Raw genomic sequence first — 12,573 nt, 5'->3', positions numbered from 1 at the left:
CGCGCCACCGGCTCCCGCGGCCGCGGCGCCCACGCCTCCAGCTCCCGTGCCCGCGCCCGCGCCTCCCGCGGCAGCGGCGCCCGTGCCCGCCCCCCAGAGTCCCGCCGAGGACCCCCAGGACTGGAGCGCCGAACTCACCCATCTGGATCTGCAGCTGCGCCGTCTCGGCTGGGACCGGGACCGGGAGGCCGCCTATCTGCAGCGCTGCTTCGGCCACCCCAGCCGCGACCGGATCACCGTCTACGCCGACCTGATCGCCTACCTGCAGGCGATCGAGACCCTCGAGCCCGGCTGCGACCCCGCCACGGCGGCGGTCCCGCTGCGGCGGGCCGACCTGCTTGAGCAGTGCAACCTGCTGCTGCAGCAGCTGGGCTGGGACGGGAGCATGGGCCGGAGCTTCCTCGAGAAGCAGATGGGAGTCAGCAGCCGCCAGCAGCTGAAGGACGCCGACCTGCTGCGCTTCAACATGCTGCTGGAGGAGGAGACGCTGCGGGGCACCGCCGAGGCGCCGGTGCCCCCGGGCCAGGAGGGCTGATCCCGATCGGCGGCGCGGGCCGGGCCCCGGGATGCCACGCCGGGGCCTCCACCCCCGCCGAAATCCCCCGGCCCGCCTGGATCTGAGCCCGTTTCATCTGGCGACAAAGGCCTGCACGGCGCCGCCGATGGCCGCCGGCTGCGTGCGACGCTGAATCCCCTGTCTTGCCTCGGGAGATCCACCGGTGACCATCAGGATCGGCATCAACGGGTTCGGACGCATCGGTCGCCTCGTCTTCCGCATCGCCTGCGGGCGCGATGACATCGAGGTGGTGGGCATCAACGACCTGATCGATGTCGACTACATCGCCTACATGCTCCGCTACGACTCCACCCATGGCCGTTTCAAAGGCGAGGTGGCCGTCGACGATGGCGCCCTGGTGGTGAACGGCCGCCGCATCCGCATCAGTTCGGAGCGCGATCCCGCCGCCCTGCGCTGGGGTGATGTCGGTGCCGATGTGGTGCTCGAATCCACCGGCCTGTTCCTGAGCGATGAGCGGGCCAGGGCCCACATCGCTGCGGGGGCCTCCAAGGTGGTGATGTCGGCCCCCTCCAAGGACGACACGCCGATGTTCGTGATGGGGGTGAACCACACCACCTATGCCGGCCAGGACATCGTCTCCAATGCCTCCTGCACCACCAACTGCCTGGCGCCGATGGCCAAGGTGCTGCACGACAGCTTCGGCATCCGCGATGGTCTGATGACCACCGTCCACGCCACCACCGCCACCCAGAAGACGGTCGACGGGCCGTCGGTCAAGGACTGGCGCGGCGGCCGTGGTGCCGGCCAGAACATCATCCCCTCATCCACCGGCGCGGCCAAGGCGGTGGGCAAGGTGATCCCGGCCCTGAGCGGCAAGCTCACCGGCATGGCCTTCCGGGTCCCCACCCCCAACGTGTCGGTGGTAGACCTGACGGTGAATCTCGAGCGGGGCGCCAGCTACGACGCCATCAAGGCCGCCATGCGGGAAGCCGCCGCCGGTCCGATGGCCGGGATCCTGGGCTACACGGAGGACGCCGTGGTCTCGACCGATTTCCTCGGCGAAACCTGCACGTCGATCTTCGATGCCTCCGCCGGCATCGCCCTCACCGACACCTTCGTGAAGGTGGTGTCCTGGTACGACAACGAGTGGGGGTACTCCAGCAAGTGCCTCGACCTGATCGCCCACATCTCCCGCTGATCAGCCCGTGGCGCGGACGCGGCAATGGCTGCGCACCAGGGTGGCGCCCAGTTCGATCTGGCGCTGATTGGCGTAGGCCTCGCGCTCCAGGGCCTTCTCCCAGTCGGAGGCTCCGGCGTAGAGGGGATCGTCGAGGTGGAGTTTCAGTTCCGCCGGCACCTCCTGGCTCAGCCCCAGGGTCCGCGGAACGGAGCGCAGGCCGCCCGCCGCGCAGCTCTGGGCCACATGGATCGCCTCGTGGTTCAGCACCTGGGCGAAATCCACGGTGCCCTTGTCGACCACGGCGGGCTTGATCCGCAGGGTGCGAGCGGCGTGGTCCCATTCCCCGGCGGCGCCCGTCTTTCTGGGTTCCGCCAGCTGCACCTGCACCCCGGCCTGCTCGAGCACGCTGAGCAGATCGGCGATGGCGCGGCGCTTCTCGCCGTGGTCCGGCGGGGCGTCGATCAGGGCCTGCAGCTCATCCACCGAGAGTTCGGGTTCCCCGGCCCGGCGGCGGTAGAGAAAGCGGATACCTCCACCGGCCAGGGGTTCGGCCCTGGGGATCCACTGCCGGTCGGCCTCCTTGAGGTTCTCCAGCAGGCCCCCCTCGATCAGGGCCATCGGCCGCAGGCTCGGATCGGGGGCCGGATCGAAGCGCTCCAGCAGACGGGTGGTGATCTCGGGGGCCTGCTCGGGCAGGCTCCCCATCGGCTCGAGCAGGCCGGAGAGGGCGGCTCCCCCCAGCACCAGCACGGCCACCCCGCCGGCCAGCCCCCAGGCGCGGCCATGGCGGGGCTTCGGCTCCAGCAGGTCTCCGCAGCGCCCGCAGCGGGGCAGCCCCGTGTAGGGAGGCTCCATCCGCAGGGGGCGACCGCGGCAGGTGGGACAACGGAAGCGGGCCATCGCTCGGCAGACCGACCACCAGCATGACCGCAAAGGGGCCGGGACGTCGCGGCGGTGTGCGGTGGTTGCGAGGATCGCCACCGGTTTGATCCCATCCACGCGATGCCCCTCCACGCCCTCGTGCGCCAGCTGCAGGCCGCCCCCCTCACCGCCGAGGTGAAGGCGCGCTGCGGGCGGGCCGAGCGCCTGCGGCTGAGCGGGGCGGGTCGGGCGGCCCGGGCCCTGGTGGCCAGTGCCCTGGCGGGCTCCAGTGAGGCGCCCCTGCTGGTGGTCGTGCCGACCCTGGAGGAGGCGGGCCGCTGGGCTTCCCTGCTGGAGCTGATGGGCTGGCCCCTGTGTCAGCTCTATCCCACCAGCGAGGGCTCCCCCTACGAGCCCTTCGACCCCACCAGCGAGATCACCTGGGGCCAGCTGCAGGTGCTGGCTGAGCTGGTGGGCGACGGGGAGGGGGCTTCGGGTACCGGCGTTGGCCGCTTCGCGGTGGTGGCCACCGAGCGGGCCCTGCAGCCCCACCTGCCGCCGCCGCCCCAGCTGGCGGCCCGCTGCCTCACCCTGCGCCGGGGCGATCGGCTGGATCTGGAGCAGCTGGCCCACACCCTGGCGGGCCTGGGCTACGAGAAGGTGCCCACGATCGAGCAGGAGGGCACCTGGAGCCGCCGGGGCGACATCGTCGATGTGTTTCCGGTCAGCGCCGAGCTGCCGGTGCGGCTGGAGCTCTTCGGTGAAGACCTGGAGAAGCTGCGGGAGTTCGATCCCGCCACCCAGCGCTCCCTCGATGTGATCGAGCGGGTGCGGCTCACCCCCACCAGTTACGCCCCCCTGATCGCCGAGGCCCTGCGGGAGCGGATGCCGGAAGGGCTGGAGCGGCTGCTGGAGCCCGCCGCCCTCGACCAGCTGCTGGAGGGGGGCACGCCGGAGGGAATGCGGCGGCTGATGGGGCTCGCCTGGGAGGCGCCGGCGACGCTGCTCGACTACCTGCCCGCCGGCACCCTGGTGGCGATCGATGAGCGGCGCCAGTGCCTGGCCCACGGCCAGCAGTGGTTCGACCATGCCGCCGAGCACCACGGCGAGGTGGTGAAGGCCGCCGATGGTGAGTCGCCCCTGCCCCTGCCCGCCCGGCTGCACCGGCCGATCGCGGCGGCCCTGGGGGAGGCGGAGGCGTTCACGGGCTTCGATCTGGCGGAGCTGCACGAGAGCGACCGCCACCCGAACGACCTCGACCTGGCCAGCCGCCCGGTGCCGGCCCATCCCAACCAGTTCGGGCGTCTGGCGGAGCAGATCAAGGGGCACCTGCGCGAGAAGGCCCGGCCCTGGATCGTCTCCGCCCAGCCGTCACGGGCCGTGGCCCTGCTGGAGGAGCACGACTGCGTCACGCGCTTCGTGCCCAACGCCCGCGACTTCCCGGCCATCGAGCGGCTGGTGGAGCAGGGGACCCCGGTGGCGCTCAAGCTGCGCGGCACCGCCGAGCTGGAGGGATTCCAGCTGCCGGCCTGGAAGCTGGTGCTGTTCACCGACCGGGAGATCTTCGGCCAGCACAGCCTGGCGGCCGGGGGCTATGTGCGCCGGCGCCGCAAGGCGGCCAGCCGCACGGTGGATCCCAACAAGATGCTCCCCGGCGACTTTGTGGTGCATCGCAACCACGGCATCGGCCGCTTCCTGAAGCTGGAGAAGCTGGCCATCGGCGGCGAGGTCCGCGACTACCTGGTGGTCCAGTACGCCGACGGGCTGCTGCGGGTGGCCGCCGACCAGCTGGGCAGCCTGGGGCGCTACCGGGCCAGCAGCGACAGCCCGCCGGAACTCAACCGCATGGGCGGGACGGCCTGGACCAAGGCCAAGGAGCGGGCCCGCAAGGCGGTGGCCAAGGTGGCCATGGATCTGGTGAAGCTCTACGCCGAGCGCCACCAGGCGCCGGGCTTCGCCTTCCCCTCCGATGGCCCCTGGCAGGGCGAACTGGAGGATTCCTTCCCCTACGACCCCACCCCCGACCAGCTCAAGGCGATCGTGGAGGTGAAGCGCGACATGGAGCGCCCCCAGCCCATGGACCGCCTCGTCTGCGGCGATGTGGGCTTCGGCAAGACGGAAGTAGCGATCCGAGCCATCTTCAAGGCGGTCACTGCCGGCCGGCAGTGCGCCCTGCTGGCCCCCACCACCGTCCTGGCCCAGCAGCACTGGCGGACCCTCAGCGAGCGCTTTGCCCCCTATCCGCTCAAGGTGGCCCTGCTCAACCGCTTCCGCACCGCCGCCGAGCGCAAGACGATCCAGGACGGCCTGGCGGCGGGCACGATCGATGTGGTGGTGGGCACCCACCAGCTGCTGGGCAAGGGCACCCGCTTCCAGCAGCTGGGTCTGCTGGTGGTGGACGAGGAGCAGCGCTTCGGTGTGAACCAGAAGGAGAAGATCAAGGCGCTGCGCAAGGACGTGGACGTGCTGACGCTGTCCGCCACGCCGATCCCGCGCACCCTCTACATGAGCCTCTCGGGGGTGCGGGAGATGAGCCTGATCACCACGCCGCCGCCGCTGCGGCGCCCGATCAAGACCCACCTGGCCAGCCTGGACGAGGAGGCGGTGCGCAGCGCCATCCGCCAGGAGCTCGACCGCGGCGGCCAGGTGTTCTACGTGGTGCCGCGGGTGGAGGGCATCGAGGAGGTGGCCGGCCAGCTGCGGGCGATGCTGCCGGGGCTGCGGCTGCAGGTGGCCCACGGCCAGATGCCGGAGGGGGAACTGGAGAGCGCCATGGTGGCCTTCAACGCCGGCGAGGCCGACGTGATGCTCTGCACCACGATCATCGAGAGCGGCCTGGATATCCCCCGGGTGAACACGATCCTGGTAGAGGACGCCCACCGCTTCGGCCTGGCCCAGCTGTACCAGCTGCGGGGCCGGGTGGGCCGCAGCGGCATCCAGGCCCACGCCTGGCTGTTCTATCCCGGCGATGCCTCCCTCAGCGACGCGGCCCGCCAGAGGCTGCGGGCGATCCAGGAGTTCGCCCAGCTGGGTTCCGGCTACCAGCTGGCCATGCGCGACATGGAGATCCGGGGGGTGGGCAACCTGCTGGGGGTGGAGCAGAGCGGCCAGATGGAGGCAATCGGTTTCGACCTCTACATGGAGATGCTGCAGGACTGCCTGGCCGAGATCCAGGGCCAGGACATCCCGGCGGTGGACGAGACCCAGATCGACCTGCCGGTGACGGCCTTCATCCCGGCCGACTGGATCACCGAGGCCGACGAGAAGATGGCGGCCTACCGGGCCGCCGCCGAGTGCGGGGGCAAGGCGGCCCTGGTGGAGCTGGCCGCCGGCTGGGCCGACCGCTACGGCCCGATTCCGGCGCCGGTGCAGAGCCTGCTGCAGCTGATGGAGCTGAAGCTGCTGGCCCGCCGCTGCGGCTTCTCGCGCATCAGGCCGGAGAAACCCAACATCGCCCTGGAAACGCCGATGGAGGAACCCGCCTTCCGCCGCCTGCGCCAGGCCCTGCCCCAGCACCTGCACGGCCGGCTGGTGTACCAGGGCGGCGCCGGCAGCACCGCCAAGGTGCTGGCCCGGGGGCTGGGGGCCCTCTCCCCCGCCCAGCAGGTGGAGCAGCTGATGGCCTGGCTCTCCGCCATGGCCGGCCAGATCCCCGAGGCCGATGGGCGCACCGAGGAGCAGCGGGCCGAGGAGCAGGCGGCGAAGAACGCGGCGGTGCTGGTGGTGTGAGGGCCCCCCACGGCACCACGGGCTCAGGCGCAACCGCCGCGGACATCGCGGTGGTCATTCCGCTGTTCAACGGCGCCCCCTGGATCCGCCAGACGCTGGCATCCGTGCTGGCCCAGACCCTGCCGGCCCGGGAGATCATCGTCGTCGACGACGGCTCCAGCGACGACTCGGCGGCCATCGTCCGCTCCTTTCCCCAGGTGGCCCTCTATCGCCATCCCGGCAGGGGCACCCACCAGACCCGTCAGTTCGGCTTCGCGCGCAGCACGGCGGCCTTCGTCACCTTCCTCGACCAGGACGACCACTGGCATCCCCGCCACCTCGAGCTGCTCAGCACGCTGCTGCTGGACGATCCTGCCGCCGGTGCGGCGGTCTCCCGCACCCTCACCTACGAGGACGAACGGGAGCTGTCCTTCCCGGAGCCGTGCCTTCGACCGGAACGGTTCGACCCCTGGGACACCTTTCCCTTCCACCGCATTGACACCCCCTCCTTCGTGCTGATCCGCCGCGGAGCCCTGGAGGCCATCGGCGGCTGGCCGGCCCGGAATGCCTGGAGCAGTGATGTGCAGGCCTGGTTCCAGCTGGCCTCCGTCGCCCCGATGGTGCGGAACGCCACGGCCACCGCCGCCTATCGCGTGCAGCACCGGGAGGCCACCAGCACCCGCTGGCGCCTGGAGCGGGCCCACGAGTACTTCCTCAACATCCGCACGAGCTGCGAGGCCCTGGCCCGCGAGCGCGGCCTCAGCCATCCGGCGGAAACGGACCTGCGCCTGCAGCAGTGCCGGATTCTCGGACCCATGGCCCAGGTGATCGGGGCCATGGAGCGATTCGATGCGGCGCTGATGCGGTCCGCCCTGACGCAACTGGAAGCGGAACTGTCCCGAGCAGCGGCGCTCCGGTCGGAGACGCCTGGATCGGCCCGTCTGCGGGACCGCGTCATCGGCACCCTGGAGTGGTACCTGCGCCCGACCCTCACCGGGAGCGACGTCCGGCAGCGGCGACGTCTGGTGCGGACCCTGCACCGGGGCCAGCCCGCCACCATCCGGCACCTGGGCCGGCTGGTGCCGTTCCATCCGGAGAATGCCTATCCGACGTCCGTTCTGATCGGTTACCTGCTGGAGGACCCCTGGCAGCCGCGTGCCTGGTGGCAGCTGCTGCGCCACCGGGGGGGGCCGATCACCCGCAACGGTCTCGGCCGCCTGGGGCGTTTCCTGGGGCGTTGCCGCGCAGGATCGCCATGGCTTCGGCGGGGGTGCAGAACGCGAATCGGGAGCGCTCGGGGTGGGCCATCAGGGCCTGCAGGCAGCGCTCGATTCTCGGCAGCGATTCCGGCTCGACGGGGGCGTTGGAGTGAATCGCGAAGGCCAGATAGGGATGTCGCTGCCGGGCGATCGCCCGGTCGACCATCGCGCTGAACCCGTTGGGATGGCTCCAGTCCCGCCACATGGAAAGGGGGGTGTCCTGCAGCCGGTGACGGAGGCCGTTGTGGCGCAGCCGCCGCCATCGCTGCTTCAGGCTCTGCGGCCCCCAGCCGTAGCGCAGGTGGGCGGAGGTGAGGGGCAGGAGTGTGATCTCCCGTTCACCTGGCCTGGCCCGGCGGCGAAAGTCGCGGCGGGAGGGGGCATAGGGTTCGCGGGGCACCCGGTAGTAGTCCGGCAGATCGCCCGAGTGGGGCGGCTTGCGTGAGTCCAGCGCATTGGGGGGCAGGCCGGGCTCGATGGTCAGATCGAAACGGAATCCCAGGGCTTCCGCCCGATTGATGGCCTGCGTTCCGCACCAGTAATTGCCGAAGCGCAGCGAACGGCACGGCGACCCGAGGCTGGTTTGGTGGGCTTCCGCGGCGGTGGCCAGGCATTCCGCCACCCAGTCGTCGTGGCCGTGGTCATCCAGCCAGTCGCCGGAGTCCCCACACCAGCGATAGGTGTGGACATGGGCACCCAGCTCATCACCGGCGTCGATGGCCTCCTGGATCAGCTCCCGGTAGTGATCCGCGGCCCAGGAGGCACGGCCATGGGCCAGGGCCACCTGCGGATCCATGCGGAGGAACCAGTTGACATGCACGGCGTCTCCCGTGAGCTGCTGCAGCGCCGATCGCCAGCTCCGGATGTACGCATGGGTGAGCTCGTAGCCCTTCCATGGCTCAGGGTGCTGACGGGACACGAAGAACACGTCCGGTTCCACATCGATGCAGATCAGGACGGGGATCTTCGATGTCACCGCCGATCGGGAGAACGCATGAAGGTGAGCGAGTCGTGCTGCTCATGCGGAGATTACGGCCGAGGGGATCGGCTGGCGATGGGTGGCCCCTGGGCCACCTGGCCTTGAGCGGGGCGCCCAGCCGATGAGAATGTCCGTTAAGGTGACGTCATCTTTCGTTACGCGCCGACATGGGTGAGCTGATCGAGGTCGCGGGCGCCACCCAGAATCCCCTGCTGCTGCCGGCCTTCCTGGGGGTGCTCGGCCTCGGTTTCTTCGCCCTGCTACAGTCCGCCGCCGGCAACAACGACGACGACGACTCCTCCCCCGGCGGCGGGCTGATGCAGCCCGTGGCCTGAGTCCGGCGTCTCAGCCTTCGCTGCCGCCGGCCTGCGACCGTTTCCAGGCGGCCGGCATCAGCACCAGAAACAGCAGCCACCAGGCGGCGATCACCGCAGAGACCCCGGCGGTGATCCACCACAGGTGCAGCACCAGCCAGCTCGCCCCGATCACCACCATGCCGGTGAGCAGGATGGTCCACGGCTGACACCACCAGGGCTTCAGGTCCCAGACCGAGCCGGGCGGGCTGCCCGGCATCCGGTCGTCTGGGTCAGGGCTTGGCAAGGGCCGCCGGCAGGTTGGCGCTGCCGGGCTCAAAGGCCTTCTGCAGGGTGGCACCCGCCTGCAGCTGCTTGCGCAGGGTGGATTCGGCCACCCGGTACTGGCTGTCGCGGTTGGTGCCGATGTCCTCCAGCTTGAGCCGCTGCACCTCCTGCTCGGTCATCTTCACCGGCACGTCCGGGTTGATGCCGTGCTTGTGGATGTCCCGGTTGCGGGGCGTCAGGTACTTGGCGATGGTCACCGTCATGCCGGAGCCGTCGGACAGGCCGCGCACGGACTGCACCAGACCCTTGCCGAAGGTCTTCTGGCCCACCAGCACGGCCCGGTTGTTGTCCTGCAGGGCGCCGGAAAGGATCTCGCTGGCGCTCGCCGAACCCTCGTTGACCAGCACCACCATGGGCTTGGTGGTGAGGGCCTGGCCGGTGGCCCGCTTGACGTCCTGGATGCCGTCGCGGGTCTTGGTGGAGACGATGATGCCCTCGTTGATCCACTGGCGGGCGATCTCGACGCTCGCCACCAGCAGCCCGCCCGGGTTGCTGCGCAGGTCGAGCACGTAGCCCTGCACCCCCTGGGCCTCCAGGTCCCGCACCGCCGCCCGCATGTCCTTGGTGGCAGTGGCGCTGAACTGCTTGAGCCGGATGTAGCCGATCTTCGTCCCGTCGGGCGCGGTGTTCACCTGGTGGGTGACCGCATGGATCTCGATCAGCTCCCGGGTCAGGGGGGTGTCGATGTTCTGGCCCTTGCGGCGCAGCACCAGGTTCACCGTGGTGCCCGCCTTGCCCCGGATCAGCTTCACCGCGTCCTCGGTGCTCATCCCCTTGGTGCTCTTGCCGTCGATCGAGACGATCACGTCCTTGGGCTGCACCCCGGCCCTGGAGGCCGGCGAACCCTCGATCGGCGAGATGACGACCAGCTCCTTGGTCTCCTTGTCGACGCTCAGCTGGATGCCCACCCCGGAGAGCTCCCCGGAGGTGTCGATCTGCATCTCCTTGAACTCCCGCGGGTCCAGGAAGCGGGTGTAGGGATCGTCGAGGGTGCTGAGCATGCCACGGATGCCCTCGTAGGCATCCTTGGGGGTGCTGTAGCTCTTGGAGAGCACACTCCGGCGCAGCTTGCGCCACTGCTCAGGTGTGTACTTGCCCGTGGTGTCCAGGTAGTCGCGGAAGACGATCTGCCACGCCTGGTCCATCACCTCCTTGGGGCTGTCGCTGATCGACACGGTTCCGGTGGGGGTCAGCACCATCTCCCGGGCCATCACCGCCGTGGCGGCACAGGCACCGAGACCAACCAGCACCACGACGGTGGCGCGAGCTCTGCCCATGGTGGGGATCCTCAAGGAGTCTGAAACGTGGTTCCAACGTAGCGCCGATGCCAGGGGTGGGCTCCCCGCTCAGGGGTCGACCCAGCGACCGTCCTCCTTGATCAGGGCGATCAGCGCCTCCACCCCTTCGGCTTCGGGAACCCGGCGGATTTCCTCCCGCCCCCGGTAGAGGGAAATGGTGCCGGGGGTCTTGCCGACGTAGCCGTAGTCGGCATCGGCCATCTCGCCGGGGCCGTTGACGATGCAGCCCATCACGGCGATGTCCAGGCCGGTGAGGTGCGCGGTGGCGTTGCGCACCGTGTGCAGCACCTCCTCCAGGTTGAACAGGGTGCGGCCGCAGCTGGGGCAGGCCACGTACTCCACCATCGTCTTGCGCAGCCCCATCGCCTGCAGAATCGAGTAGCAGACAGGGATCTCCTTCTCCGGCGCCTCGGTGAGCGACACCCGGATCGTGTCGCCGAGGCCCTCGGCCAGCAGGGTGGCGATGCCGGCGGTGCTCTTGATGCGGCCGTAGTCGCCGTCGCCCGCCTCGGTGACCCCCAGGTGCAGGGGGTAATGGAAGCCTTCGGCGTCCATGCGGAAGGCCATCATCCGGTAGGCCGCCAGCATCACCGGCGCCCGCGAGGCCTTCATCGACACGACGATGTTGTGGAAATCGAGGCGGTCGCAGATGTGGATGAACTCCATGGCGCTCTCCACCATCCCCAGGGGGGTGTCGCCGTAGGTGAACAGCATCCGCTCCGCCAGGGAGCCGTGGTTGACACCGATCCGCAGCCCCTTGTCCTGGTCCTTGAGCAGGCTCACCAGGGGTTCGAGGGTGGCCTGGATGCGCTCGCCGATCGCGGCCACCTCCTCGGGGGTGAACTCCGTGCGGTTGGGGTCGGGTTTGTCGAACACATAAAGGCCCGGATTGATCCGCACCTTGTCGACGTGCTGGGCCACCTCCAGGGCGATCTTCATGCCGTTGTGGTGCACGTCGGCCACCAGCGGCACCGGCCGGTAGGTGTCCTCCAGCCGCTGGCGGATCTCCTTCACCGCCTTGGCATGGGCCAGGCTCGGCACCGTCAGCCGCACGATCTCGCAGCCGGCCTCGTGCAGGCGGCGGATGCCGGCGGTGGCCCCTTCGATGTCGAGGGTGTCCTCGTTGATCATCGACTGCACCACCACGGGGTGCTCGCTGCCCACCCACACGTCGCCGACACGGACGCTGCGGGTCTTGCGGCGGCGGATCACCGTGTCGAAGCGGGGGTCACTGGCCCAGTCGGCCGGGAGGGGGGAGGTCCCCGGGGCTGTGGTGGTGGGTGTGGCCAGGGTGCCGGTCATCTCGCGTGGGCCGGTGATGGCCAAAGCCTGTCACAAAGAGGGTGTCGGCGGTCGGTCCTCCTGCAGGCGACGCCGCACCTCCTGCAGGTCCTGCCAGGTGAGCCACTTGGGGGAGCCCTTTTCGCGCGAGGGATTGCGCAGCAGGTAGGAGGGATGGAACACGGGCATCACCCAGCGGCCCTGCCAGGGGTGCCAGCGGCCCCGCAGCCGGGTGATCCCCCCCTTGATTCCCAGCACCCCCTCCAGGGCGGTGGCGCCGGCCAGCAGCACCACGGCGGGATCGACGGCGGCGATCTGGGCGGCCAGCCAGGGGGCGCAGGCGGCGATCTCCTGGGGCGTGGGCCGGCGGTTGTCCGGCGGACGGCACTTCACCACGTTGCAGACGTAGGCGTCGCGCTCGCTGTCCAGCCCCACGCTGGCCAGCATCTGGTCAAGCAGCTGGCCGGCCCGACCCACGAACGGCCGGCCGCTGGCGTCCTCCTGGGCACCCGGCCCCTCGCCGATCACCATCAGCCGGGCCGCCGGATCGCCGCGGCTCACCACCACCGTCCGGCGGCCCTCCGCCAGGCCGCAACGGCGGCACTCGCGGCAGTCCCGCTCCAGAGCCGCCAGATCGGGTGGCCCAGCGGGTGCGTCGATCACCCCGGCGGTGTGCACCGTGGCGGTGGCCTCCGTGGCGGTGGGCTCCCTGGCGGCAGGTTCCGCGGTGGCGGGGTCCTCACCCAGAAGGGACGGCTGCAGGGGAGAGGGTTGCCGGGGAGAAGGTTGCAGGTGATCGGGAGCCATCGCCCCATTGTTCGCCATGGTCGCGGGCGTAGGGCAAGATGG

General features: G+C 70.3%; 10 protein-coding genes. 5 read left to right on the top strand and 5 right to left on the bottom strand.

Annotated elements, in window-relative coordinates; translation table 11 throughout:
• The coding region (locus tag KBY81_RS00520; protein WP_254975161.1) for a hypothetical protein at positions 1-535 on the top strand (535 nt) is incomplete at its 5' end.
• A gap of 184 nt (positions 536-719) precedes the next feature.
• The gene (gap, locus tag KBY81_RS00515) at positions 720-1,715 is read left to right on the top strand and encodes a type I glyceraldehyde-3-phosphate dehydrogenase (RefSeq protein ID WP_106220104.1); all 996 of its coding nucleotides are present in this window, start codon (positions 720-722) and stop codon (positions 1,713-1,715) included.
• Here gap and KBY81_RS00510 read toward each other — a convergent pair whose 3' ends face one another.
• Positions 1,716-2,597, bottom strand: coding sequence for a hypothetical protein (locus KBY81_RS00510; protein WP_146134543.1), 882 nt, complete (start codon positions 2,595-2,597; stop codon positions 1,716-1,718). It abuts the gene before it with no gap.
• A 102-nt stretch (positions 2,598-2,699) separates the two neighbouring features.
• Here KBY81_RS00510 and mfd point away from each other — a divergent pair, with 102 nt between their 5' ends.
• From mfd to KBY81_RS00495, 3 genes are all read left to right on the top strand, one after another.
• Positions 2,700-6,287: a transcription-repair coupling factor gene (mfd, locus tag KBY81_RS00505; RefSeq protein ID WP_254975160.1), complete on the top strand. Its 3,588-nt coding sequence runs from the start codon at positions 2,700-2,702 to the stop codon at positions 6,285-6,287.
• 50 nt (positions 6,288-6,337) lie between these two features.
• The gene (locus KBY81_RS00500) at positions 6,338-7,699 is read left to right on the top strand and encodes a glycosyltransferase family A protein (RefSeq protein WP_254975159.1); all 1,362 of its coding nucleotides are present in this window, start codon (positions 6,338-6,340) and stop codon (positions 7,697-7,699) included.
• Between the two features lie 972 nt (positions 7,700-8,671).
• The gene (locus KBY81_RS00495; RefSeq protein ID WP_015108332.1) at positions 8,672-8,839 is read left to right on the top strand and encodes a hypothetical protein; all 168 of its coding nucleotides are present in this window, start codon (positions 8,672-8,674) and stop codon (positions 8,837-8,839) included.
• A 10-nt stretch (positions 8,840-8,849) separates the two neighbouring features.
• On the opposite strand, the gene KBY81_RS00490 is transcribed toward KBY81_RS00495, so the two are convergent.
• The 4 genes from KBY81_RS00490 to KBY81_RS00475 all read right to left on the bottom strand — a co-directional run bounded on the left by KBY81_RS00490 (position 8,850) and on the right by KBY81_RS00475 (position 12,531).
• On the bottom strand, positions 8,850-9,077 hold the full coding sequence (locus KBY81_RS00490; protein ID WP_254975158.1) for a DUF6737 family protein: 228 nt from the start codon (positions 9,075-9,077) through the stop codon (positions 8,850-8,852).
• A 13-nt stretch (positions 9,078-9,090) separates the two neighbouring features.
• Positions 9,091-10,422 carry a S41 family peptidase gene (locus tag KBY81_RS00485; protein WP_106220099.1) on the bottom strand — a complete coding sequence of 444 codons (1,332 nt, stop codon included), beginning with the start codon at positions 10,420-10,422 and terminating at the stop codon, positions 9,091-9,093.
• A 69-nt stretch (positions 10,423-10,491) separates the two neighbouring features.
• Positions 10,492-11,745, bottom strand: a complete 1,254-nt coding sequence (ispG, locus tag KBY81_RS00480) for a (E)-4-hydroxy-3-methylbut-2-enyl-diphosphate synthase (RefSeq protein WP_254975157.1) — start codon at positions 11,743-11,745, stop codon at positions 10,492-10,494.
• Between the two features lie 30 nt (positions 11,746-11,775).
• Positions 11,776-12,531 carry a uracil-DNA glycosylase family protein gene (locus tag KBY81_RS00475; protein WP_254975156.1) on the bottom strand — a complete coding sequence of 252 codons (756 nt, stop codon included), beginning with the start codon at positions 12,529-12,531 and terminating at the stop codon, positions 11,776-11,778.
• Positions 12,532-12,573: the final 42 nt, after the last annotated feature.

The sequence above is a fragment of the Cyanobium sp. Lug-B genome (assembly GCF_024345635.1).
Lineage (GTDB): Bacteria > Cyanobacteriota > Cyanobacteriia > PCC-6307 > Cyanobiaceae > Cyanobium > Cyanobium minutissimum.
Note: the sequence above shows the minus strand (reverse complement) of the source record. Positions and strands in the feature narration are given on the sequence as shown.

Excerpts from the sequence above, each read along its gene's own strand:
- KBY81_RS00510 (WP_146134543.1), bottom strand. The coding sequence starts at position 2,597 with ATGGCCCGCTTCCGTTGTCCCACCTGCCGCGGTCGCCCCCTGCGGATG.
- mfd (WP_254975160.1), top strand. The coding sequence starts at position 2,700 with ATGCCCCTCCACGCCCTCGTGCGCCAGCTGCAGGCCGCCCCCCTCACC.
- KBY81_RS00495 (WP_015108332.1), top strand. The coding sequence starts at position 8,672 with ATGGGTGAGCTGATCGAGGTCGCGGGCGCCACCCAGAATCCCCTGCTG.
- KBY81_RS00490 (WP_254975158.1), bottom strand. The coding sequence starts at position 9,077 with ATGCCGGGCAGCCCGCCCGGCTCGGTCTGGGACCTGAAGCCCTGGTGG.
- KBY81_RS00485 (WP_106220099.1), bottom strand. The coding sequence starts at position 10,422 with ATGGGCAGAGCTCGCGCCACCGTCGTGGTGCTGGTTGGTCTCGGTGCC.
- ispG (WP_254975157.1), bottom strand. The coding sequence starts at position 11,745 with ATGACCGGCACCCTGGCCACACCCACCACCACAGCCCCGGGGACCTCC.
- KBY81_RS00475 (WP_254975156.1), bottom strand. The coding sequence starts at position 12,531 with ATGGCTCCCGATCACCTGCAACCTTCTCCCCGGCAACCCTCTCCCCTG.